This is a genomic window from Acidocella sp., from assembly GCF_036489515.1.
Classification (GTDB): Bacteria; Pseudomonadota; Alphaproteobacteria; order Acetobacterales; family Acetobacteraceae; genus Acidocella.
This window is the reverse complement of sequence record NZ_DASXFO010000016.1, coordinates 17479-43201: the sequence shown is the minus strand read 5'-3', so window position 1 is coordinate 43201 and position 25723 is coordinate 17479. Positions and strand designations below refer to the sequence as shown.

The 25723-nt window shown below is 62.7% G+C and carries 21 protein-coding genes and 1 tRNA gene; 16 read left to right on the top strand and 6 right to left on the bottom strand.

Features of this window, described 5'->3' with window-relative positions:
* Position 1 precedes the first annotated feature (1 nt).
* The 3 genes from der to VGG47_RS02295 all read left to right on the top strand — a co-directional run bounded on the left by der (position 2) and on the right by VGG47_RS02295 (position 3669).
* The gene (gene der / locus VGG47_RS02305; protein ID WP_331535248.1) at positions 2-1345 is read left to right on the top strand and encodes a ribosome biogenesis GTPase Der; all 1344 of its coding nucleotides are present in this window, start codon (positions 2-4) and stop codon (positions 1343-1345) included.
* 216 nt (positions 1346-1561) lie between these two features.
* Positions 1562-1753, top strand: coding sequence for a hypothetical protein (locus VGG47_RS02300; RefSeq protein WP_331535247.1), 192 nt, complete (start codon positions 1562-1564; stop codon positions 1751-1753).
* A complete protein-coding gene (locus VGG47_RS02295) occupies positions 1744-3669 on the top strand; it encodes a phospholipase C (protein ID WP_331535246.1) in 1926 nt (641 codons plus the stop codon). Before VGG47_RS02300 ends, VGG47_RS02295 begins: the two co-directional genes overlap by 10 nt.
* Before the next feature lie 144 nt (positions 3670-3813).
* On the opposite strand, the gene VGG47_RS02290 is transcribed toward VGG47_RS02295, so the two are convergent.
* The gene (locus tag VGG47_RS02290; RefSeq protein ID WP_331535275.1) at positions 3814-5604 is read right to left on the bottom strand and encodes an ATP-binding cassette domain-containing protein; all 1791 of its coding nucleotides are present in this window, start codon (positions 5602-5604) and stop codon (positions 3814-3816) included.
* 778 nt (positions 5605-6382) lie between these two features.
* Between VGG47_RS02290 and VGG47_RS02285 the strand changes: the two genes are divergently transcribed.
* Genes VGG47_RS02285 through VGG47_RS02275 form a run of 3 tightly spaced genes read left to right on the top strand, consistent with a single transcriptional unit; the run spans position 6383 to position 10316 of the window.
* The gene (locus tag VGG47_RS02285; protein WP_331535245.1) at positions 6383-7771 is read left to right on the top strand and encodes a diguanylate cyclase; all 1389 of its coding nucleotides are present in this window, start codon (positions 6383-6385) and stop codon (positions 7769-7771) included.
* Entirely contained in the window at positions 7768-8976 is a 1209-nt protein-coding gene (locus tag VGG47_RS02280; protein WP_331535244.1) for an FIST signal transduction protein, read from the top strand. Before VGG47_RS02285 ends, VGG47_RS02280 begins: the two co-directional genes overlap by 4 nt.
* Complete coding sequence (locus VGG47_RS02275; protein ID WP_331535243.1) at positions 8973-10316, top strand: sensor histidine kinase; 1344 nt, start codon at positions 8973-8975, stop codon at positions 10314-10316. The genes VGG47_RS02280 and VGG47_RS02275 overlap by 4 nt, the downstream gene beginning before the upstream one ends.
* Positions 10317-10453: 137 nt before the next feature.
* Here VGG47_RS02275 and VGG47_RS02270 read toward each other — a convergent pair whose 3' ends face one another.
* On the bottom strand, positions 10454-11548 hold the full coding sequence (locus VGG47_RS02270) for a fatty acid desaturase (protein WP_331535242.1): 1095 nt from the start codon (positions 11546-11548) through the stop codon (positions 10454-10456).
* A gap of 228 nt (positions 11549-11776) precedes the next feature.
* The gene (locus VGG47_RS02265; RefSeq protein ID WP_331535241.1) at positions 11777-11968 is read right to left on the bottom strand and encodes a hypothetical protein; all 192 of its coding nucleotides are present in this window, start codon (positions 11966-11968) and stop codon (positions 11777-11779) included.
* 194 nt (positions 11969-12162) lie between these two features.
* Here VGG47_RS02265 and VGG47_RS02260 point away from each other — a divergent pair, with 194 nt between their 5' ends.
* Complete coding sequence (locus VGG47_RS02260; protein ID WP_331535240.1) at positions 12163-12453, top strand: hypothetical protein; 291 nt, start codon at positions 12163-12165, stop codon at positions 12451-12453.
* Positions 12454-12727: 274 nt separating this feature from the next.
* Positions 12728-12940, top strand: a complete 213-nt coding sequence (locus VGG47_RS02255; protein WP_331535239.1) for a hypothetical protein — start codon at positions 12728-12730, stop codon at positions 12938-12940.
* Between the two features lie 529 nt (positions 12941-13469).
* On the opposite strand, the gene VGG47_RS02250 is transcribed toward VGG47_RS02255, so the two are convergent.
* A tRNA-Lys gene (locus VGG47_RS02250) sits at positions 13470-13545 on the bottom strand.
* Between the two features lie 125 nt (positions 13546-13670).
* Here VGG47_RS02250 and VGG47_RS02245 point away from each other — a divergent pair.
* From VGG47_RS02245 to VGG47_RS02220, 6 genes are all read left to right on the top strand, one after another.
* Positions 13671-14579 carry an ABC transporter permease subunit gene (locus tag VGG47_RS02245; RefSeq protein WP_331535238.1) on the top strand — a complete coding sequence of 303 codons (909 nt, stop codon included), beginning with the start codon at positions 13671-13673 and terminating at the stop codon, positions 14577-14579.
* On the top strand, positions 14576-15856 hold the full coding sequence (livM, locus tag VGG47_RS02240) for a high-affinity branched-chain amino acid ABC transporter permease LivM (protein WP_331535237.1): 1281 nt from the start codon (positions 14576-14578) through the stop codon (positions 15854-15856). The genes VGG47_RS02245 and livM overlap by 4 nt, the downstream gene beginning before the upstream one ends.
* A 3-nt stretch (positions 15857-15859) precedes the next feature.
* Positions 15860-16702 (top strand): ABC transporter ATP-binding protein, encoded by an 843-nt coding sequence (locus tag VGG47_RS02235; RefSeq protein WP_331535236.1) that lies wholly within the window; start codon positions 15860-15862, stop codon positions 16700-16702.
* Entirely contained in the window at positions 16699-17421 is a 723-nt protein-coding gene (locus VGG47_RS02230) for an ABC transporter ATP-binding protein (RefSeq protein ID WP_331535235.1), read from the top strand. The genes VGG47_RS02235 and VGG47_RS02230 overlap by 4 nt, the downstream gene beginning before the upstream one ends.
* A 72-nt stretch (positions 17422-17493) precedes the next feature.
* Positions 17494-18609 (top strand): branched-chain amino acid ABC transporter substrate-binding protein, encoded by a 1116-nt coding sequence (locus tag VGG47_RS02225; protein WP_331535234.1) that lies wholly within the window; start codon positions 17494-17496, stop codon positions 18607-18609.
* 177 nt (positions 18610-18786) lie between these two features.
* Positions 18787-20187, top strand: coding sequence for a pyridoxal phosphate-dependent decarboxylase family protein (locus VGG47_RS02220; RefSeq protein WP_331535233.1), 1401 nt, complete (start codon positions 18787-18789; stop codon positions 20185-20187).
* A 149-nt stretch (positions 20188-20336) separates the two neighbouring features.
* On the opposite strand, the gene VGG47_RS02215 is transcribed toward VGG47_RS02220, so the two are convergent.
* Positions 20337-20546, bottom strand: coding sequence for a hypothetical protein (locus VGG47_RS02215; RefSeq protein ID WP_331535232.1), 210 nt, complete (start codon positions 20544-20546; stop codon positions 20337-20339).
* Between the two features lie 215 nt (positions 20547-20761).
* Here VGG47_RS02215 and VGG47_RS02210 point away from each other — a divergent pair, with 215 nt between their 5' ends.
* Positions 20762-22543, top strand: coding sequence for a DUF6600 domain-containing protein (locus VGG47_RS02210; RefSeq protein WP_331535231.1), 1782 nt, complete (start codon positions 20762-20764; stop codon positions 22541-22543).
* Positions 22544-22748: 205 nt separating this feature from the next.
* Positions 22749-23369, top strand: a complete 621-nt coding sequence (locus VGG47_RS02205) for a DNA-3-methyladenine glycosylase family protein (RefSeq protein ID WP_331535230.1) — start codon at positions 22749-22751, stop codon at positions 23367-23369.
* 98 nt (positions 23370-23467) lie between these two features.
* On the opposite strand, the gene fusA is transcribed toward VGG47_RS02205, so the two are convergent.
* Entirely contained in the window at positions 23468-25549 is a 2082-nt protein-coding gene (gene fusA / locus VGG47_RS02200; protein ID WP_331535229.1) for an elongation factor G, read from the bottom strand.
* Positions 25550-25723 lie beyond the last annotated feature (174 nt).

Below are 25723 nucleotides of genomic sequence, written 5' to 3'. Positions count from 1 at the left end.
CATGATCCCGCATGTCGTCATCGCCGGCCGTCCGAATGTCGGCAAATCCACATTATTCAACCGGCTCGTGGGCAGCCGTCTCGCGCTGGTGGCCGATACGCCCGGCGTGACCCGCGACCGCAAGGAAGCGGAAGCCGTGCTGGCCGGCACGAAAGTGCTGCTGGTGGACACGGCGGGACTCGAAGAAGCGGCCCCCGACACCCTGCCCGGGCGCATGCGCGCCTCGACCGGGGCGGCGGTGGAGCAGGCCGATCTGGTGCTGTTCGTGTTCGACGCGCGCAGCGGCCTGCTGCCGGAGGACCGGCACTTCGCCACCTGGCTGCGCCGCACCGGCAAGCCGGTGCTGGTGATCGCCAATAAGGCCGAGGGACGCGGCGGTGCCGCGGCAGCGATGGAAGCCTATGAGCTGGGCCTGGGCGAGCCGCTGGCGATTTCCGCCGAGCATAATGAGGGCGTGTACGGCCTGATGCAGGAGATCGCCGAGCGCCTGCCGGCGCCGCCGGCGGCCGATGACGCGGCCGGACAAAACCTGCCGCTGCATTTCGTCATCGTCGGCCGGCCGAATGCCGGAAAGTCGACGCTGATGAACTATCTGCTCGGCGAGCAGCGGATGATCACCGGGCCCGAACCCGGGCTGACGCGCGATGCGGTTTCGGTGGACCTGACCGGGCCGGACGGCCAGCTCTATCGGCTCGTCGACACTGCCGGCCTGCGCAAGCGCGCCAAGGTGGATGAGGGCCTTGAACGGATGTCCACCTCCTCCTCGATCGAGGCGCTGAAGCGCGCGGAGATGGTGGTGCTGGCGATCGACGCGGCGATCGGCGTGCAGGAGCAGGATTTGCACATCGCCCGGCTGGTCGAGCGCGAGGGCCGTGCCTGCGTGATCGCGCTGACCAAATGGGACGCGGTGGACGACCGGGGCGGCGCGCGCCAGGCGGCGCTGGACCGCATTTCGATCTCACTCAGCCAGATGAAAGGCATCACCGTGGTGCCGCTCTCCGGCGAGACCGGCGAAGGGATCAACAAGCTGTTCCCGGCGATCCGCGCGACCTATGAGAAATGGAACCTGCGCATCCCGACCAGCGCGCTGAACCGTTGGTTCGAAGCGGCGTTGGAACGGTTTCCGCCGCCGCTGGTGGAAGGCCGCCGGCTGAAACTGCGCTACATCACCCAGGTGAAAGCCCGTCCGCCGACCTTTGCGCTGTTCGGCACCCGCGCCGAGCAGGTGCCGGAGACCTATCAGCGCTACCTCGTCAATTCCCTGCGCGAGGCTTTCGAGATGCCCGGCGTGCCCATCCGCATCATGCTGCGCGGCACGGACAACCCGTACGTGGATAAGAATTGATTAGAAGACTACTTTTTGTGAACAAAAAGTAGCAAAAAAACTTTGCTAACGCTGGGTCATGGGCTGTGTCGGCGACAACGCCCATGGACCAGCATAAAAAAATTTTTGCGCCGCTTTTTTTAAAAAGCGGCCGCTTTCCTTTGTCGAAACAGATGACATAAAAAAGTCATCCATCTTCCCCTCGCGAAAACGTTACACACCAGCTACAAAACAGGCATGTTGAAATACGTCACCTGCCTGTTTCTCGTCATCGGCGTGCCCACCGCGGCCAAAACGCTGATCCACAGCGGCACGATCGCACCGGGCGTCGCCTATCATGACGTTAGTGACACATGGCACGGGACGGAAGCCGGCCCATCGGGGCTGCGCTGCTTGCTCAAACCATCAGGAAATAAGCCATGCATCTGAAAGCGTTATTTCGTCGCGGCACCGCCCTCGCCGCCGCGGTTTCCATGTTCCAGGCGCCGCTCGCTTTCGCGGCCCCTGTGGTCACGCCGCAGCCGGGCGGGCCCAAAGCGGTGCGCGCCATGATGGTCGCGCATGAGCCGACGATCAGCACGGCCCAGGAAATCGTCCTGCTGCGCCGCCACGTCAAATACGTGTTCGTCATCTTCCAGGAAAATCGCTCCTTCGATTCCTATTTCGCCACCTTCCCCGGCGCCAACGGGCTGTTCAGCCAGCCGGCCGCGCAAACGGCGGGCTTCTCCCAGCCGATCGAGAACACCGACGGCACGATGACGATGATCTCGCCCTTCCGCATCGGCCCGGCGCAATACTCTGCCGATACCGACGACGTCGACCACTCGCATGTCGGCATGGGCGAGAAGATGGACGTGGTCGATGGGCAGGCGAAAATGGACCATTTCGCGCTGGTCGAGGAAAAGGAACACATGAAGGGGCTGTCCAAACCCTCGCTGATGGCCAAGCAGTACGGCGAACTCGAGATGGCCTATGAGGATTGCAATACCGTCCCCTATCTCTGGAATTTTGCCAGCCGCTTCGTGCTGTTCGATAATTTCTTCCAGCGCATGATCGGCCCCTCGACGCCGACGGCACTCGACATGATCGCCGGCCAGACCGGCGAGACGCAATGGGTAAAGCACCCGGATGAGGCCGTCGGTTCCAAGGGCCTGCCGAAAAACGTCGGCGAACCCGTGATGGCCGACACCGACCCGCTCTGGGGATCTCGCACCGGCGGCGATACCAGCGGCATGCCGCAGAATCCAGCGGATCATGGACCTTACGCGCTGAACCAGACCTACGCCTCGCTGCCTCTGACCTTTACCGGCACCGCTGCGAAGACCGTGACGGCGGCGGATCGTGCCCCCTCCACGGACCTCGCCGACGTGAAGCAGGACATCCCGGCGATCGCCGCCAAAGGTGCGAAACCAGTGGCCTGGGGCTGGTACGAGGAAGGCTATGACCGCGAGCCCAACGACAAGGGCGACGTGCTGCATACCGGCTATATCGGCCACCATAACGCGCCGCAATATTTCGGCTATGTCGCGAACAACCCGTCGATGACGGCGCATCTGCATGGTCTCGGCGACTTCTTCTCCGACATCTCCGCAGACAAGCTCTCCGCGACCGGCGGCATCTATTACATCCGCGGGGGCTTCAAAAATATCGAGAACCTGACACCGGCGGATCAGGACCCGGCCGTGCAGCATCATTTCGTGGGCGACGACGATCACCCGGGCTACTCCGACGCGGCAATCTCGGAAGCGTTGGTGGCGCGCGAGGTGAACGCCATCGCGCAGAGCAAATACTGGAAGAATGCGGCGATCATCATCACCTACGATGAGTCCGAGGGCGATTACGACAATGTGCCGCCGGCCTTCACGGAATACGATCCGCAAGGCCTGCCGCTCTCCCGCGGACCGCGCATTCCGCTGATCATCATCTCGCCCTATGCCCGCGCGCATGTGGTGAGCCACGAGAGCGGCGACCATGCCAGCGTGATCAAGTTCCTCGACCTGCTCTATGGCCTGCCGCCGCTGGCGGATCTGCCGGACGAGTTGCAGGCGCGCCAAGCCGGCGAAAAGATGTTCCATCAGGCCAATCTCGGCCCGGCTGACGATCTGACGCCTGGTGTCGGCAACCTGCTCTCGGCGTTCGATCCGGCCCGGCTGGAAGGCAAGGCCAAACCCCTGCCGGCTGCCTACGCGATCACCCCGGATGTCAATGCGATGCCGCCCGACGACAACCAGGGCTGCCGCGTGATCGGCATCGTGCCGACGGATTACGCGCTGGGAATCGTCAACCACATCCCCGCAGACTTCAACCCGCGGCCGAAGACCGACCCGACCGTAGCCAGCAAGTAAGAAAGGGAAGGCTACTTTTTGTGAACAAAAAGTAGCAAAAAAACTTTATTAATCTGGGCCATGGGCGTTGTCAGGGACAACGCCCATGGCCCAGTGGAGCAAAAAATTTTTGCGCCGCTTTTTTTAAAAAGCGGCTGCTTTCTTCTACCCCGCGCCCAGCATTTCCAGCTCGAGCCAGCGTTCTTCAGCCGTGCCCAGCCGCGCCTGTGCTACCGCCAGCGTCTGCGAGGCGCTGTTGAAGGTTTTGATATCCCGGCTGTACAGGTTCGGTTGCGCCAGCACCGCCTCGTGTTGCTTGATCTCGGCATGCAGGCGCTCGATCTCGGCGTTGAGCGTTTTCAACTCGTGCTGTTGCTTGAAAGACAGTTTTCCAGCTGTGGCGACGGGCTTGACCGCGACTGGCGCGAGGCCGCGGGCTGGTTTCGCTTTTGCCGCTTCCACCACCTCGCCGCGTTGCACCAGCATGTCACTGTAGCCGCCGGCATATTCCACCCAGCGTCCCTCGCCTTCCGAGGCCAGGGTGGAAGACGCCACGCGGTCGAGAAAATCGCGGTCATGGCTGACCAGCAGCACCGTGCCGGGATAGTCGCCCAGCATTTCCTGCAACAAATCCAGCGTCTCCAGGTCCAGATCGTTGGTCGGCTCATCGAGGATCAGCAGGTTGGAGGGTTTGGCGAGCGCCACTGCCAGCAACAGCCGTCCCCGCTCGCCGCCCGACAATGTGCCGACCGGGGTGCGCGCCTGTTCGGGCTTGAACAGGAAGTCCTTCATATAGCCGATCACATGGCGCGACTGCTCGCCAACCTGCACCATGTCGCTCTTGCCGCCGGTCAGGGTGTCGGCCAGGCTCACCGCGGGGTTGAGCGCGGCCCGCTGCTGGTCCAGCGTGATGACGTTGAGGTTGGTGCCGAGCTTGATGTTGCCGACATCCGGCGTCTCCAGCCCCGTGAACAGTTTCAGCAAGGTCGATTTGCCGGCGCCGTTCGGGCCGACGATGCCCAGCCGGTCGCCGCGCAGCACCCGCAGATCGAGTTTCTTCACGATCGGCCGGTCGTCGTAGGATTTTGACACGCTTTCGGCCACGACCACCAGCTTGCCCGAGACATTGGCATCGGCGGCGACCATTTTGGAGGCCTCGGCCTGATGGTTATGCTCGCGCTTGGCCTGGCGCAGCGACGCGAGCCCGGCGACGCGGCGCACATTGCGCTTGCGCCGCGCGGTCACGCCATAGCGCAGCCAGTCCTCCTCGCGGGCGATCTGCCGGCCGAGCTTGTGAAATTCCTTCTCTTCCTGTTCCAGCACCTCGTCCCGCCAGGTCTCGAAATGCGCGAAGCCGCGATCGATCCGCCTGGTTTGGCCGCGGTCCAGCCAGACGATACTGCGCGAGAGTTTTTCCAACAGCCGCCGGTCGTGGCTGATCAACACGATGCCGGCGGACAGGGATTTCAGCTCCGATTCCAGCCATTCGATGGCTGGCAGGTCGAGATGGTTGGTCGGTTCGTCGAGCAGCAGCAGGTCCGGGTCCGGCGCCAAAGTGCGCGCCAGGGCGGCCCGCCGCGCCTCGCCGCCGGACAGGTTTTCCGGCTTTTCCGCACCAGTGAGGCCCAGTTGCTCGAGCAGGTAGCGGGCGCGGTATTCCTCGTCATTCGGCCCCAGGCCGGCGACGACATAGTCCATGGTGTTGGCGAACGCCGAGAGATCCGGCTCTTGCGGCAGGTAGCGCATGGTCGTGCCGGGCTGCAGGAAGCGCGTGCCGCCATCGAAGGCGATCTCACCGGAGGCGATTTTCAGCAGCGTCGACTTGCCCGAGCCATTGCGTCCGACCAGGCAGATGCGCTCCCCCGCCCCCACGCCAAGCCCGGCGCCGTCGAGCAGCGGCACGGAGCCAAGGGTTACACGAATATCGGTGAGCAGCAGCAGCGGAGGAGAGGCCATGCCGGGGTTGTGGCCGAGCGCGCCGCCAGACTCAAGCCCGGCCCGGCCGACGGGGGCGGCTTCGCCTCGGCCGGGCCGCTCTCTCTTGAAAGTGATCCCCATTCCGCCCCACCCCCGGCACGGTCCGTTAACGTAGGGGAAGGCTTCTTTTTGTGAACAAAAAGAAGCAAAAAAACTCTTCGAATCTAGGCCATGGGCGTTGTCGGCAACAACGCCCATGACCCAGCATAACAGAAGTTTTTGCGCCGCCTTTCAAAAAGCGGCCGCTTTCCTGGATCCGGAAAACCGGTCTTGAGCATGATCGGTGCAAAGCAACCATGCTCCAGGGCTTTCATCTAACAGCACGCTTTCCCGGCAGCGCGATTTCGCTTCTCGGGCGCGCGCAATAATGAACAATTTCACTAACTTATCGGTAGAATTACAACAAGATCCACAGATAACATGCACCCGCAGAGGCAGGAGGAATGATGCTCACGGAATTTCCGGCCGGGCTGCCCGCAAGCTCCCGGAGCACGGGCCGGACGCACCTCTGGACCGCCCGAAATGTTGCAAGATGAAACGAAATTTTCCCTTCGCCACGGCCGCCTTGCTGACCTGCACATTACGCGTATATTGTGCTATCTAAAGTAGCGGTTACCCAAAGGTAACTCGCCCCAGGGCGCAAAGATGGCGCACGGAGGTCCGTTTTGTTTGTTACCCTGCCCAGAACTAACGCCAGCCTTTGTTCACCGCAGCACTTGCGGAAGCTGAGGCAAGCGGCCGCCCCACGGAGCGCGCGGTGACCGCACGCCTCCTGGTCGTCGATGATGTTCCCGCGAACGGCCGGCTGTTAGAAGCCAGGCTGAACGCGGAATATTACGATGTGAGGACAGTCAACACCGCACGCGACGTGCAAGAGATCGCCAAAGAATGGCAGCCCGACGCCATTTTGCTGGACGTCCTGATGCCGGACATCGACGGTTACGAAGTTTGCCGCCGGCTGAAATCACAGAACGCGACCGCACATATTCCTGTCGTCATGGTCACCGCCCTCAAGGAGCAGCCGGACCGCCAACAAGGTTTGCGCGTCGGGGCCGACGAGTTCCTGAGCAAGCCGATCGAACACGAGATTCTGCTGGCGCGGCTGCGCGGCATCATCCGTCTGAAACAATTGCTGGACGAATGGCGCGCACGCGGGAGTGCTGCCGCCTCGCTCGGGCTCATGCCGCACGTTTTTCATCCGGCCGCGCTGGAGAGCAGCAGCGTCCTGATCATCGACGATCTGCCGACCCGCGCGCTGCGCATGCGCAACATCCTCGCGCAGAGGAACATCGGCACGGTGCTCGTCCAGCATGATAACGCGGTCCTCCCGGCCCTCCAAAGCGGCGCGTTCGATCTCATCGTCCTCAGCCTGTCACTGCTGTCGAGCGATCCTCTGCGCCTGGTCGCCCGGCTGCGCGCCGCCGCGGCGACCCGCGACACGCCGCTGCTCCTGATCGCTGCCCCCGACCAGCGCGACGCGCTGATCAGCGGGCTCGATCTCGGCGCCAGCGATTGCCTGATGCTGCCGTTGGACGAAGGCGAGTTTTTTCTGCGTGTTAACAACCATATCCAGCGGAAGCTCCATCAGGACCGGCTGCGCAGCGAGGTCAGCACGGCTTTGGAGTTGGCGGTGATCGACCCGCTGACCCAGCTGTACAACCGCCGCTACATGACCAGCCATCTCGAGCGGCTCTGCGCCGATCCCGCCCATGAACCCTTTGCGGTGCTCATGCTCGATGTCGATTATTTCAAGGCGATCAACGATTGCTACGGCCACGGCACCGGCGACAAGGTGCTGTGCGCCGTGGCCGATGCGTTGCGGCGGCATTTACGCGACACGGATATGACCTGCCGCTATGGCGGCGAGGAATTCCTGGTTGTCGCCCACGGTCTTACCCATAACCAGCAGGCCCTGGACCTGGCGGAGACGCTGCGCAGCGTCATCGAGCAGATGCGCATCGAGCCCCAGTTGAGCGTCACGGTGAGCATCGGCGTCACCTTGTCCGGCAGCAACACCGCCCTGCCTCTGATCGACCATGCCGACCGTGCACTTTATCAGGCCAAGCGCCAGGGGCGTAACACCGTGTCACTTTACGCAGATTCCAAGGACTACGAGATGCCGCTCTGCCCCGAGGTGGAGCCGTGACCGGGCTGATCCGCACGGCCTATGCCAGCCATGCCCAGCCCGAGACCGCGATCAGGCTCTGCCGGGAGCAGCTGGGGCTGGAGGCGCCGGACCTGATCCTGGCGTTCGTCGGTGGCCAGCATGTTCCGGCTTTGGTGCTCGCCGCATTGCAAGCGAGCTTTGGCAACGTGCAACTGACCGGCGGTTCCGCGGCCGGGGCGATCAGCACCGCCGGCTTCGGCTATAGCGGTTTCGAGATCGGCCTGATGGCCTTCAAAGGTGCGGACGTGACACCTTGCGTGCTCACCACCGACGGTCTCGCCGAGAGTGAAGTCGCGGCCGGACGGGCGCTGGGCCTGGCGGTGCGCCAACGCGCCAGCGAAGGTGCCGCGGTGATGCTGCTGTTCGACAGCGTGGCCAGCAGCGTACCGTTGCGGCTGCATCCGGCCAGCCAGATCATGGAAGGGTTTCAGGACGGGCTCGGTGACCGACAGCTGCATGTCATCGGCGGCGGCCTGCTGACCGATATCAACCTGTCGGATGGCTGGCTGTTCTGCAAGGGTGAAGTGCGCAAGCATTCCGTGGCCGCCCTCATCTTCCCGCCCGGCCTGCGCGCCTCGACCGCCATCCTGCATGGCTGCCGGCCGGTCAGCACGTTCATGGAGATCACCCGGATCGACGGGGCGGAAGTTCTGGAACTCGACCATGAACCCGCCCTCACCGTCGTCGAGCGCCTGCTCGGCCTGGAGCTTGGCACCACCAGCGGGCAACAGCTCTCCCTGGTGGCGACGCTCGGGCAGAAACAAGGCGACCCGTTCGCCCCCTATGACGAGAATCTTTACGTCAACCGGCTAATCCTGCAGGCCACCCCGGAGCGCGGCTCGATCACGCTGTTCGAACCGGACTTCGCGGTCGGCACGCGGGTGCAGATCATGAGCCGCGACAACGCACTGATGCTGGAGTCGGCGGAACGCGGCGTCGCCAAGCTGAAAGGCGAAATCGGGGCGGCGCGCTGCGCGTTGGCTCTGTATATCGACTGCGCCGGTCGGGCCAGCATCATGAGCGGCGCCGAAACCGAGGAGGCCGAAACGGTCCTGCGCACGCTGGCGCCGGACTTTCCCTTCATGGGCTTCTATTCGGGGGTCGAGATCGCGCCCTTCGCCGGCCACTATAGCCGCCCTCTCGACTGGACCGGCGTGTTGATGATCCTGCAACACGACGCATGACCGCTGGCACGCCAGCCAGCCGCGAGCAACTCGAACGTGAGTTGCAATATTACAAGACCGAATACAACGATATCGGGGCCCGGCTGCTGCGCCTGCAGGAAGAGCAGAGCCGCGTCGCCCGCGAGGCAAGGCGCAGCAAGATCGTCGCGCGGCTGGTGCGCGCGGCCTATCAGCTCGTCGAGCGCGACATCCCAGCCGAAGCCATCGGCGACCATCTGCTCGCCGCCGTCATCGACGCGTCGTTCTGCGACCGTGCCGCACTGCTGACGGAAGATCAGGCACAGAAGGGGCATTTTCACATCGAACATGCGGCGGGCGTGGAGAGCAGCGCCATCCTCGTGCTGAGCGACCCGCCCGATTTTTTATACAGCGCCGGAGGCCAGGCGCTCAACCATGCCGCCGCCGCCATGACGAAAACCATCGGCGTGCCTTATGTTCTGTGGGCCTATGCGCCCGAGACAAGGCGCGCCTTGCTGCTGGGCAAGCGCAGCGAAGGGAATATTCACCGTCCCTTCGAGCCCGGCGACCGGGAGCTCCTCGAGGTCGCGCTCGCCGTCTACGCCGACGTGCTGCTGCGGCGCATCGCGGAAACCACGTTGCAGGAAGCGAAACAGGCCGCCGAGGCGGCCAGCAATGCCAGGGCGCGGTTTCTGGCCAATCTCAGCCACGAACTTGGCACCCCGCTGAACTCGATCATCGGCTTTTCCGAACTGCTGCTGCAGACCGGAGTGCGCGCGCCGCGTGACCCACAGCGTCAGGAGTTCGCCGGCCAGATCCTCGATGCGGGACGCCGGCTGCTCTCGCTCACGCGGGATATTCTGGATTTTTCCAGCCTCAGCAACGCCCCGCCGCAATTGCGGCGCGATTGGGTGCCGGTCGGCCAGCTGCTGCGCAATGCCGTGCGCGCGTTTGGCGCGCAGACCGCGGCGCAGCGGCCGGAGCTGTTCTTGCAGGCACCCGCGCCGGAATTGCAGGCGCTGATCGACTATGACCGGTTTCGCCAGATTCTGGCGAACCTGATCGGCAATGCGCTGAAATTCACCCCGACCGACGGCCAGATCACGCTGTTCGTCGAACTGACCGATGGCAACGCATTGCAGATCACGGTGGCGGATACCGGCGTCGGCATTCCCGCCGATGACATCAAGCGGATTCTCGAACCCTTCGTGCAGCTGGAAAACGACGTTCATCAGAGCGCCCATGGCGCCGGTCTGGGCCTGCCGATCGTCAAGCAACTGGTCGAAGCCCATGGCGGCAACTTGACGATCGAGAGCGCGCTGGGCCGGGGCACAATCGTCACCATCGCCCTGCCGGCGGGCAGTGGCCGGCTTCTCGGATAGAAGGAAGCGGCCGCTTTTTAAAAAAAGCCGCGCAAAAATTTTTGCTCCACTGGGTCTTGGGCAGTGTCAGCGACAACGCCCATGACCCAGCATTAATAAAGTTTTTTTGCTACTTTTTGTTCACTTGCCTAAATCGGTCAGCTCAACAGCTCGGCAGGCGCACGTTCCATCGCCGCGAAATTCTCGTCGATGGCGCGCATCAGCCCCCAAGTGTCCGTATAATTCAGCGGAAAGCCCGGGCTCCCGGCTTCGAGATCCAACTGCCGGTTATGGGTATAGTCGGTCCAGCGTTTGCCGGGGCGGCGATGGTGAAAATCGTGGCAGGGGGCATCGCCCACCAGCACGAACAGACGCACGAAGACCTGCCAGGTCAGCATGTTAGCCCACCAGCCGGCCCAGGCCAGCAGCGCCCGCGGCTTTGGCAGATTTTCTGACGGCGGCACCGATCCCGCAAACACGCCGGCGGTCGCCAGGCACACCAAAGCAGGTCCGCGCGCGGCAATCATCTCGGGGGGCGGCAGACGATGTTCGCAGAGGATGCGGAACACGGTGGCGACCTGCAGCAGCACGGTCAGCGGCAGCAGCCAGGCCACCGCGATCGGCCCGAGCGTATGCGTCAACAGGCCGATGGCCAACAACGCAAGCAGAAAGCCGCCACCGACCAGATTATGCAGGCGCTCCTGAGAGCGCAGGCTGCCGCGCAGGCGCTTCCACAGGAAACGCGCATGCCAAACCGGTGAGATGAGCAGCGTGACAAGACGCAGCCACAGCCCACGACGGTCGAGCCTGGTGGTCAGGTCACAAATGCCGACGACGAAATCGGTGAACTCGTCATCATCGGTAAACAGCTTGTTGATATTATGGTGCAGCATATGCTCGCGCTGATAGGCGTCGAAATGCTTGAACAGCAGCAGCGCGGAAATCAGCCGGCCGGCGGTGCGGTTGCGCGCGCGGGAGCTGAACACCGTGCCATGCGAGCAATGGTGGAAGATCACCACTTGAAACACGCCCAGTCCGGACGTCGTCGCGAGCAGCCCCAGCGCCAGCACCGCCCAGAACAATGGTTCATGCGCGCCAAGACATAGCTGTGCTGCCATCGACAGGGCCACCCCGCCCAGCACCAGACCCAGCGCCTCGATCACATAGAGAATCGGCTTTTTCGGCATCGGCTCCTCACCTGGTGCCGGCTTGGCAGTCAGCCAGGTAAGGAAGGGTTGGACGAATTTTGGCAAACGCCGGGCCATCTCGGCCCGGGGATCATCTCTGAGGGGGACGTCAAAATGGCTCACTTCAGCGGCCAAAGCAGCTTTTGATACGTGCATAAGAATTCGACTCCTGTTTGTTGAATCAACCAAATTTTTCTAACGTGTATATCAACGGTGCTGCCGCGCACTCTATAATTTTTGTATCAGAACATTTGCATCAATTCCCTTAAGCAATCCACTTCGACAAAACAGGCGTTAGATCGCTCCGTGAAGCGAAGAGGAAGGCTTCTTTTGGTCGACAAAAGGAAGCAAAAAACCTTCGCTCATTCGGGCCGTGCTGTTTTCAACGCCGTAGGCCCAGCCGAATAAAAGCGTTTGCGCCGCCTGACTCGAAAAGCGGCCGCTTTCCCCTTCAAGAAGAACACGAATCGGACGCAGCCCGGCCAACCATCATGTCGGCGTCATGCCCCAATCGACGGCAATGGATCCGTTCAGGCGATGCCGGCTAAAATTCGTCTTTGATACGGATATCTAGACAAAAGATAATGATTTAGACACGACTCCGCAATGACGAACTTCTATATCGATCGCTCAATGAATTTCGGCTAAACGAGGACTCTCCGACCAGATAAAGCCAATTCATGAACGATGCCACTTCCTCCAAGGACCCTCTCCCTGAAAATCGCCGCCGCATGCCGCGCGCGCGAACGCTAAAGGCTGGGAAATTGTTATTCGGCGGTTTTCATAAGACTTCGATCGACTGCCTGATCCTTGATTTGTCCGACTCCGGCGTGCACATCGAGACCGCCGTGATGATCAACACCCCTGAGACGGCATTCCTGAAAATCCAGGATGAAATCATCGGCCCATTACAAAAGCGTTGGGCCTCCGGAAACCAGATCGGCTTCGATTTCATAACGAAAAAAGACTGACCAAATAACAGGGAGCCCAGCCAAATTCACATCGGCGAAGCTGTGGGAACTCGTCGAGACCCTGCATCACCCAGAACCGGCGGCATCGGGGCGGGCACTGCGACTGGCGGGACCTCCCGATCCGAAAGGAGCTCGGGCGCGGCCTTCACAAAAGGCGCAAAATACTTCCTGATATGCATTGGCATATTGGGTATACCTGCATTGTGCTGCAGCTTCTTGGCGGGCGTCCCCGAGCGAGTAGGATTTTCAATGAACTGGTAGAAGGACATGTTCGATGTCACTGCGTCCACAAGATCGTATCTGCTTTTGGTTGGCGATCACCATCGAGGCGGCAATTTTGGTGCTGATGGCCTGTCTCGCGCTCGGAGCGTTACTGCATAGCCAGGATCTTTCTCTGACGGGGCCCATCTTGGCCCTGATGATCGTCGGTTTCGGCCTGCTGGCGGCCGGCCACGAACGAGCCTACGCAGCCAAGACCTTGCGCTAGTTAGAACGAACCATTCAGGGCCCCGATCATCATCGGGGCCCCACGCCGCAGACCTGACCGGCAAGCAAAGAAGGAGGACAGGCGCGTGTCTAACTCAAAATCCCGCACAAAACCGGGGAGGGTTGATATGGGAGGCGACAACTATACCGCACTCGTGCTGACGGCGATCTTTCTCACTCTGTCGGTGATCGCGTTTAGGGACACCGGACGGCCCGTTCGACCTCAGAGGAACGGACCATTCCACATCATCGTCGACGAAACGGGGGCCAGTACCTTCATGAGCGGGCCATTCCCCGCGCAGATCGCACAATAAGGATAAGGAAAGCGGCCGCTTTTTGAAAAAAGCGGCGCAAAAACTTTATTCATGCTGGGCCATGGGCATGGTCGGCGATAACGCCCATGGCCCAGCTTAAATAAAGTTTTTTTGCTTCTTTTTGTTCACAAAAAGAAGACTTTCCCTGCGGACACAACGATTCTCGGAAAAACATGCCCGCACCCGCTTAAAGCGGCCGATTTTCATTGAAAATGATGGTGGGTGCAGTAGGGATCGAACCTACGACAAGCTGATTAAGAGTCAGCTGCTCTACCAACTGAGCTATGCACCCATCGTGGGAGCCCTGTAGCAAGACCGCGCGAAGAAGAAAAGCCCCCAGGACACAAAAATCCGGCATTGACCGGACGGCTGAGCTCGTATCATCTCGAGAACAGTCTCTTCTCCGCAAGGAAACGCATGGCTTACGCTCTACAGCAGCTCATCAACGGCATCACGCTCGGCATGATCTACGGGCTGATCGCGGTCGGCTATACGATGGTCTATGGCATCATCGGCATGATCAATTTCGCCCATGGCGATGTGTTCATGGTCGGCGCGTTCATCGGCATCATCGTCCTCACCGCGCTCTCCGGCATCACCTCGGTGCCGCTGGGCCTGCTGGCCGCCCTGATCCTCTCCGCGGCACTGTGCGGCCTATACGGGTTTTCCATCGAGCGCGTGGCCTACCGGCCTCTGCGCGGGTCCTTCCGCCTGGCGCCGCTGATCTCCGCCATCGGTATGTCGATCGTGCTGGAGAACTATGTGCAGACCAGCCAGGGGGCACTGGAACGGGCGATCCCGAACCTCATTCCGGGCGGCATCACGCTGATGGAGCAGAATGGCTTCGTGGTTCAGCTCACCTGGATGCAAATGGCCATCGTCGTCGTCACGCTCGTGGTCCTCGCCGTGTTCACCTATATCGTGACCAAAACCCCGCTCGGCCGTTCCATGCGCGCGGTCGAGCAGGATGCGAAAATGGCAGCACTGCTCGGCATCGATACCAACCGGACGATCAGCTACACCTTCATCATCGGCTCCGCCCTCGCCGCCGTCGCCGGTGTGATGTTCCTCCTTTATTATGGCGTCATCGATTTCTACATCGGCTTCGAAGCCGGCATCAAAGCTTTCACCGCCGCCGTGCTGGGCGGCATCGGCTCACTGCCCGGCGCGGTGCTGGGCGGGCTGCTGATCGGCCTGATCGAGGCGTTCTGGTCGGGCTATGCCACAGTCGCCTATAAGGATGCGGCGGTCTATTCCATCCTCGCGATCGTGCTGATGTTCATGCCGACCGGCCTGCTCAGCCGCAACGAGGTGGAAAAAGTATGAGAAACCTGGTCCCCAATCTCAAGGATTCCGCCTCCGTCGCCTTTGTCGCGCTGCTCCTGTTCGGCCCCTTCCTCGGGCTCAAGCTGGGCGACAACGAGGCCGGCAACCTCACCCTCTCCACCCGGCCGGGGCTGCTCATCCTCGCCGTGGCGCTCACCTTCGCCGCGCGTTTTTTGATGCTCCTCTGGCACGAACATCGGCCGCAACGCACCCGTTCCCTGAAACTGTCGCAAGGGGCTTCGCGCACCGGCAAATATGTCGTCCCGGCGCTCCTGGTCGCGGCGGTGGCGATGCCGCTGATCCCCGGCGTCGAAAATGCCTATATCGACCTCGGCGTGCTGATCATGACCTATGTCATGCTCGGCTGGGGGTTGAACATCGTTGTCGGCCTCGCCGGGCTGCTGGATCTCGGCTACGTCGCCTTCTACGCGGTCGGCGCCTATTCCTTCGCGCTGCTGGCGGAGAATTTCGGCCTCGGCTTCTGGGAATGCCTGCCGCTCTCCGGGCTCTTCGCCGCCCTTTGGGGTGTCTGCCTCGGCTTTCCGGTGCTGCGCCTGCGTGGCGACTATCTGGCCATCGTCACCCTGGCCTTCGGCGAGATCATCCGCCTGGTCATCACCAACTGGGTCTCGCTCACCGGCGGCCCGAACGGCATCACCGACATCCCGCACCCCACTTTGTTCGGCCTCACCTTCAGCATGGCGGGCGGTCCCGGCACCTTCGCCGGCTTTTTCCATGTCGACCCGGACCCGAAGCAGCGCACCACTTATCTTTATTATATCATCCTGGCGTTGGCGCTGCTCACCAACTGGGTCACGCTGCGCCTGCGCCAGCAGCCTCTGGGCCGCGCCTGGGAAGCGCTGCGCGAGGACGAGATCGCCTGCCGCTCGCTGGGCATCAACCTGCGCAACACCAAGCTCACCGCCTTCGCCATCGGCGCCATGTTCGGCGGCTTCGCCGGCTGCTTCTTCGCCACCCGCCAGGCCTTCATCAGCCCGGACAGCTTCACCTTCATCGAATCCGCCACCGTGCTCGCCATCGTCGTTCTCGGCGGCGCCGGCAGCCAGCTCGGCGTGGTGCTGGCCGCCTGCGTGATGATCGGCGTGCCGGAACTGCTGCAATCGCTGCAGATCTACCGCATGCTCATTTTTGGCCTGGCGCTCGTCACCATCATGGTGGTGCGGCCGCGCGGCTTCATTGCCACGCGCCGGCCGACCGTCTCGCTCGGGCGCGCGAAAATCATCAGCGCGGAAATGGTCTCGGAAGGACGTAGCTGACGCATGACAGACTCTCTTCTCTCGGTCACCGGGCTGACCATGCGTTTCGGCGGCCTCACCGCGGTCAACGGGCTCAGCTTCACCGCCAAACGCGGCAACATCACCGCGGTGATCGGCCCCAACGGCGCCGGCAAAACCACGGTGTTCAACTGCATCACCGGCTTCTACAAGCCGACCTCCGGCAGCGTCACCATCGCGCATGCGCCGGGCCACGCGCTGCGGCTGGACAAGCTGCCCGGCCATTCGATCGCGAAAAAAGGCCGTGTCGCCCGCACCTTCCAGAACATCCGCCTGTTCAACGGCATGTCCGTTCTGGAAAACCTGCTGGTGGCGCAGCATAACCGGCTGCAGGCCGCCACCGGCTTCGGCGTCCTTGGCGTGCTCGGCCTCGGCCGCTATCGCGCGACGGAAGCAGACGCGATCGAGCGCGCCAAATACTGGCTGGACGCGACGCATCTGCTCGAACGCGCCGATGACGCCGCCGGCTCCCTGCCTTATGGCGCGCAACGCCGGCTGGAGATCGCGCGCGCCATGTGCACGGACCCCGTGCTGCTCTGCCTCGACGAGCCCGCGGCCGGCCTGAACCCGCGCGAATCGCTGGCGCTGAACGAGCTGCTGCTGAAAATCCGCGCCGAAGGATGCTCCCTGCTGCTGATCGAGCACGATATGGGCGTGGTCATGAAAATCTCCGACCATATCGTCGTGCTCGACCACGGCAAGAAAATCGCCGACGGCACGCCCCAGGAGATCCGCAACGACCCCGCCGTGATCAGCGCCTATCTCGGCGAAGGCGACGAGGACGACCCCGACGCCCCGATCGCCACCGAAGCGGAGGCCGCCTCGTGAGCCAGCCGCTTCTTTCGCTTAAGGACGTCAACACCTTCTACGGCCCGATCCAGGCGCTGCGCGACGTCAGCATCGACGTCAACGAGGGAGAGATCGTCACCCTGATCGGTGCCAACGGCGCCGGCAAGTCGACGCTGATGATGACGATCTGCGGCAGCCCCAGCGCAAAATCCGGCCGCGTCACCTATCGCGGCGAGGACATCACCAAACTGCCGACGCACCAGATCGCGCGCCGCGCCATCGCGCAGTCCCCGGAAGGGCGGCGGATTTTCCCGCGCATGAGCGTCGAGGAAAACCTTCTCATGGGCGCGCAGGTGGTGAAATTCGCCGATTACGATCGCCAGCTCGCGCTGATATTCGAGCTGTTCCCGCGCTTGAAAGAGCGCTTCTCCCAGCGCGGCGGCACGCTCTCGGGCGGCGAGCAACAGATGCTGGCCATCGCCCGCGCGCTGATGAGCAAGCCGAAGCTGCTGCTGCTCGACGAGCCGTCGCTGGGCTTGGCGCCGCTGGTCATCAAGCAGATTTTCGCCGCCATCAAGCAGCTGAACCAGGAGACCGGGCTTACCGTGCTGCTGGTCGAGCAGAATGCCAACCAGGCGCTGCGCCTCGCCCATCGCGGCTACGTGCTGGTGAACGGCGCCATCACCATGGCCGGCACCGGTGCCGAACTTTTAGCCAGACCGGAGATCCGCGCCGCCTATCTCGAAGGTGGCCATTGAAATCGCACATAAATTAGGCGCATACATAACAAACGTCTTTCGAAATAAAAACCTAACCAACAGGAGTCCTCATTGCGCACCATCCTTCTCGCTACCGTCGCCGTCATGGCGCTCGGTTTCGCGGCCGCCGCCGTGCCCGCCCAGGCGCAGATCAAGATCGGCGTCGCCGGCCCACTCACCGGCTCGAACGCCGCTTTCGGCGAGCAGCAGAAGAGCGGCGCCGATCTGGCGATTGCTGACATCAACGCCGCCGGCGGCGTCAACGGCCAAAAACTGCAGGAAATCGCCGTCGATGACGCCTGCGACCCGAAAACCGCGGTCAGCGCCGCCAACACGCTGGTCTCGGATGGCGTGGTGATGGTGGACGGACATTTCTGCTCCGCCTCTTCGATCCCGGCCAGCAAGGTCTATTCCGATAACGGCATCATCGAAATTTCCCCCGGCTCGACCAACCCGAAATACACCGATGACGGCTCCCCCTTCATCTTCCGCACCTGCGGCCGTGACGACGAGCAGGGCAAGGTGGCGGCCGACTACATCGCCGCGCATTTCAAGAACGCGAAGATCGCGGTGCTGGATGACAACTCCACCTACGGCAAGGGCATCGCCGATCAGGTGCGCGCCTATCTCGGCAAACTTAACGTGCCGATCGCCTACAACACCTCCTACACCGCCGGCGACAAGGACTATTCGGCGCTGATCAGCCGCATGAAGCAGGACGGCATCACGCTGGTCTATATCGGCGGCTATTATGCCGATTCAGGCCTGATCATGCGCGAAGGTGCCGCCCAGGGTTTTACGCCGCAATATTTCTCGGAAGACGCAGCAGTGACCTCTGCGCTCTGGCAGATCGCCGGCCCCGCGGCTGAAGGAATGCTGATGACCTTCTCCCCGCCGGCGGAAAAAGACCCGGCCGCCGCGAAAGCGGTTGCCGAGCTGAACGCGCTGCATGAGGACCCGACCGGCTACGTGCTGTATTCCTACGCGGCAATCCAGGTCTGGGCCGAGGCCGCGGAGCGCGCGCACAGCACCTCCCCCGCGGTGGTCGCCAAAACCCTGAAGGCAGATGGCCCGTGGAACACCGTGCTCGGCCCGCTGAGCTTCGATGCCAAGGGCGACGTGATCAATGCCGCCTATGCCATCTGGAAATGGCATGACGGCAATTACAGCGTCTTTGCGATGCACTAGAGAAAAAAAGGAAGGCTACTTTTTGTGAACAAAAAGTAGCAAAAAAACTTTGGTAATTTGGGCCATGGGCGTTGTCGGTGACAATGCCCATGGCCCAGCGGACCAAAAATTTTTGCGCCGCTTTTTTTAAAAAGCGGCCGCTTTCCTCTCTCCTCACGGCCCCTCTATAACCCCCGCATGAGCACGCTAGACCCGAAAGACTGGTCCGACCTCCGCGCCCTCGGCCACCGGATGATGGACGACATGATCGACCACCTCGCCAACATTGCCGCCGGGCCGGTCTGGCGGAAAACGCCCGAGGCAGTGCGCGCCGGCTTCCAGGCGCCTCTGCCCGCCGCGCCGACCGCGCCCGAGGCGCTGTACGAAAGTTTTGGCGCCAACATCCAGCCTTACGTCACCGGCAACACGCATCCGCGCTTCATGGGCTGGGTGCATGGCGGCGGCAATCCGGTGTCGATGCTGGCCGAACTTCTCGCCGGCGCGATGAACGCCAATTGTGGCGGCCGCGATCATGTCGGCATCGCGGTCGAGCGGCAGGTCATCGCCTGGGCGGCGGAAATGCTTGGCATGCCGGCCAGCACCGGCGGCGTGCTGCTCACCGGCTCCTCGATGGCGAATTTCTGCGCCGTGCTCTGCGCGCGCTACAAGGCGCTGGGTGAAGCCGGCCGCACCGACGGCATCGGTGGCAAGAAACTCACCGCCTATGCCAGCGCCGGCGTGCATCGCTGTGTGACCGGCGCGCTGGACATGGCTGGGCTGGGTGCTGCGGCCCTCCGCAAAATCCCCCTCGACGCCGAATTCCGCATGGATATTGCAGCCCTTCGGATCGCCATCGAAGCCGATAAAGCCGCAGGTTTTACCCCCTTCCTCCTCGTCGGCACGGCGGGCAGCGTGGATGTCGGCGCGTTCGACGATCTCGTAGCACTGGCAGACATTGCGGCGGACCAGAAACTCTGGCTCCACGTCGACGCCGCCTTCGGCGCGCTCGCCGCACTCTCGCCCCGGCATTCGCCGAATCTCGCCGGCATCGAGCGCGCGGATTCGGTGGCCTTCGATTTCCACAAATGGGCGCAGGTCACTTATGATGCCGGCTGCCTCCTGGTGCGCGACCGTGACCTCGAATTCGCGACCTTCTCGCAGGCCACGAACTACCTCGCCGCCGCCACGCGGGGCCTCGCCGGCGGCCAGCCCTGGCCCTGCGATCTTGGCCCCGACCTCTCGCGCGGGTTCCGCGCACTCAAAATCTGGATGACGCTCTCCGCCTATGGCAGCGCGCAGCTCGGCGGCGTGGTGGAGACCACCTGCGCCCTGGCCCAGCGCCTCGCGGCCAAAGTCAGAGCCAGCAACCAGCTCGAACTGCTGGCGCCGGTCAAACTCAACATCGTGTGCTTTGGCGTCGCCGGTTTCAGCAATGAGCAGACCGACGAACTGGTCGCCGACCTGCAAGAGGAAGGGCTGTTCGCTCCCTCGACCACGACCATCGACGGCCGCCGCGCGATCCGCGCCGCCATCGTCAATCACCGCACCGACGAGGCGGATATCGACGCCTTGGTCACGGAAATTTTACGCCGGGTTTAGAAAAGGAGAAGACTACTTTTTGTGAACAAAAAGTAGCAAAAAAACTTTTTTATGCTGGGCCATGGGCTGTGTCGGCGACAACGACCATGGCCCAGCATAGCCAAAAGTTTTTGCGCCGCTTTTTTCAAAAAGCGGCCACTTTCCTTAAATCAATGCCAATGACCGTGACCGCCCCAACCGCCGAACCACACACCACCATAGACCGGCGCGGGCGCCACATAGCCCGGCGCATAGTAGCCAGGCGCGTAGCCATAACCGGACGGGTAATACACGCAGCCCGCCAAAGACAGCCCGGCGAGGCCAAGCACGGCAACCAAGCCGAGCGCGCGTTTGCAACGTTTCATACCGCGGACAGTCATCTTATACTCCTTAAGTCTTCGCCGAACGCCTCGGCAGATTGCGAATCTACTTGGCGTTTGCGGCAAGTTTGCGACCTCAAAGCGGCGGCATTGTAAAACAATGCAACGCCCTGACAATGCCCAACCGCCACTATGATTTCGCCATACTCGCCATTTACACGCTGTCGACAATGCTCAACGTTGGCCTGACGATGCCGTCTAAATGGAGTCTTCCTGTGTTTGCTTCACGTCCGCTGCTGCGCCGTTGTCTCCTGGCAACCAGCTGCCTTGGCCTCCTTCTTCCCGTTACCGCGCAGGCGCAAAATGCCGCGATCCCCACCCGGGTCGGCCAGATCGCCTCACTCTCGGGCAGCGTGTCATATAACGGCGCCGGCTCCGGCGGACAGTGGGTCGCGGCCACTCCCAACTATCCGGTCACGAATGGCGATTCGCTGTTCACGCAGGCCGGCGCGGAGGCGGCGATCATCCTGAACGCCAGCCGCCTCACCCTCGGCGCCAACACCGAAGTGCAGATCACCGCGCTCGACGACACGCATTTCTCCGCCACGGAAAGCCAGGGCGAAGTTTTTCTCTCCCTATCGGACTTACAAGCTGGACAGATCTTCACACTCGAGACGCCACGCGGCACGGTGACGATCTCCCAGGCCGGCGCCTACGACATCACGGCCGGGGACGCGCAGACCCCCACCACCGTCGCGGTGCTGGAAGGTGCGGCCAGCGTCGGACAACTGCAGATCCCGGCCGGCCAGGAAGGTGTGCTCTCCGGCACCGACCAAACCACCGCACAGCTCGCACCTCTGCAGCGCGACGCATTTGAAGACCATGTGATGGCGGAAATGATGCCCCCGCCGCCCCCTTATGCTGCAGCTCCGGTGCAGCAAATGACGGGGGTGGACGAACTCTCCACCTATGGAAGCTGGAGCCAGAGCCCGGATTACGGGGCGATCTGGTATCCTTATGTCACCCCGGGCTGGGCACCGTTCCGGGAAGGCCACTGGGCTTATATCGCCCCCTGGGGCTGGACCTGGGTGGACGGGGAGCCCTGGGGATTTGCGCCCTTCCATTACGGCCGCTGGATCGACAGCGACGGGCGCTGGGGCTGGGTGCCGGGTGCGGCGTATAGTCCGGGCTATGCTTACGGACCGGACGACCAGCCGGTCTACACGCCGGCCGTGGTTGGCTTCTTCGGCCTCGCGGCCGGTGCGGCGTTGACCGCGTCGCTGCTCGCCTCGCAGTCGGTCGGCTGGGTGCCGCTGGCGCCCGGCGAACCGTTTTATCCGGCCTACCACGCCGACCCGGCCTATCTGCGGCGGATCAACCGGGGCGATGTGCGCAATTTTGATCCCGCGGCGCACCGGGAGGTCGCCCCGGGCGATTTCGCCAACCGCCGGGCCGCCACCTATATCCCAGCCGACGCCATGGCGCGCGGCTCTTCGGTGGCGTATTTCGGCCGTCCGATGACACCGGCATTGTTCGGCCACGCGCATGCGCTCGGTGGCTTCAACCAGGCGCTGCACCCGCAAATCACGCACCAGCCGGCCGCCGCCCCGCATCCGAGCGCGTTCGCGACACAGCATTCGACGCCGCCCATGATCACGCACGGCGCCGCCCCGGCGATCCATCCCACCATGGCCCGACCAGCGCCAAACGGGGGAGAATTCCATCCCGGCCCAGAAACCCGGCCGCAAAATTTTGGCTCCCACCCCCCGGCGGCGCCTGTCGTCGAGCCGCACGCGGCACCGCCCCGGCCGTCAGCCGAAACCTTCCATCAACCGATGCCGCACGTCTACCAGCCTCACGAGGCGCCCCCACGGCCCCAGGTCCAGACCTACCATCCGCCGATGCAGACCTACCGCCCGCCGGCGCAGGCCTACCATCCGCCTATGCCGGCCTATCGCCCGCCGGCCCCGCAATTCCATCAGCCGGCACCGCAACCCCATGCCGCACCGCGCCCTCAGCCGCACCAGGATACCCGCGACGACCAGCATCATCCTTGAAGCGAAAGGGAAGGCTACTTTTTGTGAACAAAAAGTAGCAAAAAAACTTTATTAATTTGAGCCATGGGCGTTGTCGCCGACACAGCCCATGGCCCAGCATAACAAAAGTTTTTGCGCCGCTTTTTTCAAAAAGTGGCTGCTTTCCTCTATCTGAGTTAGCCGGCCCGGGGCATGATCGACCTAAAGGAATCATGCTCGCGCCAGAATGAACGCCGCCACCCATATCACCACCGCCGACCCCGTGCTCGGCGCCTTCATCGCCAAGGCTGGACCGCTCAAGCGCGGCAAACCGGAATTTGCCGAGCCCTATCCGGCTCTGCTTTCCGCCGTGGCGCATCAGCAACTGCACGCGCGCGCCGCGCTGGCGATGCTCGGACGCCTCACGGCACTCTGCGGCGATGCCCTTCCGGCCCCCGCCGCCCTGCTCGCTCTGTCGGACGAAGCCTTGCGCGGCTGCGGCTTTTCCGGTGCGAAAGTCGCCGCGATGCGCGACGTCGCCGCCAAGGCCGCGGAAGGGCTGATCCCCAGCCGCGCCCGCGCCCTGCGCCTGAGCGATGATGAACTCATCCGCCGCCTGGTCACCATCCGCGGCGTCGGCCAATGGACGGTGGAAATGCTGCTCATTTTCACGCTGCGTCGCCCGGATGTGTTTCCGGTGGACGATTTCGGCGTGCGCGAGGGGTATCGTCTCCTGCACGGTCTGGAAGCACAGCCGAAACCCAAAGCCTTCGCAGCGATCGGCCAGGCTTTCGCCCCCTACCGTTCCACCGCGTCGCTCTATCTGTGGAAAGCCGCGAACCTCGGCAAGGCGGCCATGGGCAAATAAAAACGGCGCCCAAGAGGCGCCGTTTTTATTTTTGGGGCCTGGGGCCTTTCGGCCCCAGTGGGGTCCAGGGGCAAAGCCCCTGGCCTTCTTACTTATCCTTAAGCAGACTTCGCCATAATCTCGTCGGCGATGTTGCGCGGCACCGGATCGTAGTGGTGGAACTGCATGGTGAAGGAGGCGCGGCCCTTGGTCATCGAGCGCAGCTGCGAGATGTAGCCGAACATTTCCTTCAGCGGCACATGCGCGCGCACGATCACGGTCGAACCCGAGCTTTCCTGGTTCTGGATCATGCCGCGGCGACGGTTCAAGTCGCCCACCACGTCGCCCACATGGTCCTGCGGGGTGGTGACTTCCACGTCCATGATCGGCTCGAGGATGATCGGGCTGGCCTTCTTCATGCCTTCGCGGAAGCAGGCCTTGGCGGCGATTTCGAACGCCAGCGCGCTCGAGTCGACGTCGTGGTACTTGCCGTCGACCAGCGAGTAGCGGAAGTCCACCGTCGGGAAGCCCGCCAGCACGCCGGTATCGGCCTGGTTGCGAATGCCCTTTTCCACGGCCGGGATGTATTCCTTCGGCACCGCGCCGCCGACGACTTTGTTCTCGAAGTGAATGCCTTCGTTCCGCTCCAGCGGTTCGAAGATGATCTTCACTTCGGCGTACTGACCCGAACCGCCCGACTGCTTCTTGTGGGTGTAGGTTTCGGTATGCGTCTTGGAGATCGTCTCGCGATACGCCACCTGCGGCGCGCCGATATTGGCGTCCACGCCATATTCGCGGCGCAGACGGTCGATGATGATTTCCAGATGCAGCTCGCCCATGCCGGAGAGGATGGTCTGGCCGGTCTCCTGGTCTGTCTTCAGACGCAGGCTGGGATCTTCACCCGCCAGCTTCTGCAGGCCGAGGGTCATCTTCTCGATGCCTTCCTTGGTCTTCGGCTCGACGGAGATGTCGATCACGGGGACCGGGAACGCCATGCGCTCCAGCACCACCGGGTCTTCCGCGGCGGCCAGCGTGTCACCCGTGCCGGAATCCTTCAGGCCCACGAACGCGGCGATGTCGCCGGCATGCACTTCCTTGATTTCCGCACGCTTGTCGGCGTGCATCTGGAACATGCGACCGATGCGTTCCTTGTGGCCCTTGGTGGTGTTCAGCACGGAATCGCCGGATTTCAGCGTGCCGGAGTAAACGCGCACGAAGGTCAGCGTGCCGTACTTGTCGTTGATGATCTTGAACGCCAGGCCGGAGAACGGCGCGCTCGCGTCAGCCTTGATGCGGCGGGCGTTCGGGTCCTCTTCCTCGCCTTCCGGCGGGGCGACCTTGATGCCGGGCACGTCGATGGGCGACGGCAGGTAATCGAGCACGGCGTCGAGCAGCGGCTGCACGCCCTTGTTCTTGAAGGCGGTGCCGCACAGCACCGGGCGGAAGGCGCCGGTGATGGTGCCGGTCTTGATCGCGCGCTTCAGTGTCTCGACCGAAACGTCGCCCTTCTCGAAATACTCTTCCATGCCGGCATCGTCGACCGCGAGCGCGGTGTCGAGCAGCAGCTGGCGGTATTCGGCGGCCTGCTCCTTGAGGTTCTCGGGGATCGGCTCGTCATGGAACTTCGCGCCCAGCTCGCCGCCTTCCCAGACGATCGCCTTCATCTCGATCAGGTCGACCACGCCCAGGAAGCCGTCTTCGATGCCGATCGGCAGCTGCAGCGGCAGCGCAATGATGTCCAGCTTTTCCTTCAGCGTCGCGAAGGCGCGGAAGAAGTCAGCGCCGGTGCGGTCCAGCTTGTTGATGAAGATGATGCGCGGCACGTTGTAGCGGTCGGCCAGGCGCCAGTTGGTCTCGGACTGCGGCTGCACGCCGGCCACGCCCTCGATGATGAAGATCGCGCCGTCCAGCACGCGCAGCGACCGGTTCACTTCGATGTTGAAATCGATGTGGCCGGGCGTGTCGATGATGTTGATGCGGTTTTCTTTCCACTCGCAGGTCACGGCCGCGGAGGTGATGGTGATGCCGCGCTCACGCTCCTGCTCCATGTAGTCGGTCGTCGTGTTGCCGTCATGCACCTCACCGATCCTGTGCGACACGCCGGTGTAATACAGAATCCGCTCGGTCGTGGTGGTCTTGCCCGCGTCGATATGTGCGGTGATCCCGATATTGCGGATCTTGCCTAGGTCGAAATCAGCCATAAGAGCCTCCACGGGCGACTAGAAATACAAAAGGGTCGCCGCCACTCATGAGCAGCGCGCGTGGCCCGGCTTTTGCGGCAGCGCGGGCCTTTTGGCAACCCCGTTCACCCTGGCTGTAAAATAGGCGCGTTTTGCGGCGATAAAAAGGGAAGCAGCCGCTTTTTAAAAAAGCGG

Bases quoted from the DNA above. Each gene is read 5' to 3' on its own strand.
- der (WP_331535248.1), top strand. From the start codon at position 2: ATGATCCCGCATGTCGTCATCGCCGGCCGTCCGAATGTCGGCAAATCC.
- VGG47_RS02300 (WP_331535247.1), top strand. From the start codon at position 1,562: ATGTTGAAATACGTCACCTGCCTGTTTCTCGTCATCGGCGTGCCCACC.
- VGG47_RS02295 (WP_331535246.1), top strand. From the start codon at position 1,744: ATGCATCTGAAAGCGTTATTTCGTCGCGGCACCGCCCTCGCCGCCGCG.
- VGG47_RS02290 (WP_331535275.1), bottom strand. From the start codon at position 5,604: ATGGCCTCTCCTCCGCTGCTGCTGCTCACCGATATTCGTGTAACCCTT.
- VGG47_RS02275 (WP_331535243.1), top strand. From the start codon at position 8,973: ATGACCGCTGGCACGCCAGCCAGCCGCGAGCAACTCGAACGTGAGTTG.
- VGG47_RS02260 (WP_331535240.1), top strand. From the start codon at position 12,163: ATGAACGATGCCACTTCCTCCAAGGACCCTCTCCCTGAAAATCGCCGC.
- VGG47_RS02255 (WP_331535239.1), top strand. From the start codon at position 12,728: ATGTCACTGCGTCCACAAGATCGTATCTGCTTTTGGTTGGCGATCACC.
- VGG47_RS02245 (WP_331535238.1), top strand. From the start codon at position 13,671: ATGGCTTACGCTCTACAGCAGCTCATCAACGGCATCACGCTCGGCATG.
- livM (WP_331535237.1), top strand. From the start codon at position 14,576: ATGAGAAACCTGGTCCCCAATCTCAAGGATTCCGCCTCCGTCGCCTTT.
- VGG47_RS02235 (WP_331535236.1), top strand. From the start codon at position 15,860: ATGACAGACTCTCTTCTCTCGGTCACCGGGCTGACCATGCGTTTCGGC.
- VGG47_RS02220 (WP_331535233.1), top strand. From the start codon at position 18,787: ATGAGCACGCTAGACCCGAAAGACTGGTCCGACCTCCGCGCCCTCGGC.
- VGG47_RS02215 (WP_331535232.1), bottom strand. From the start codon at position 20,546: ATGACTGTCCGCGGTATGAAACGTTGCAAACGCGCGCTCGGCTTGGTT.
- VGG47_RS02205 (WP_331535230.1), top strand. From the start codon at position 22,749: ATGAACGCCGCCACCCATATCACCACCGCCGACCCCGTGCTCGGCGCC.
- fusA (WP_331535229.1), bottom strand. From the start codon at position 25,549: ATGGCTGATTTCGACCTAGGCAAGATCCGCAATATCGGGATCACCGCA.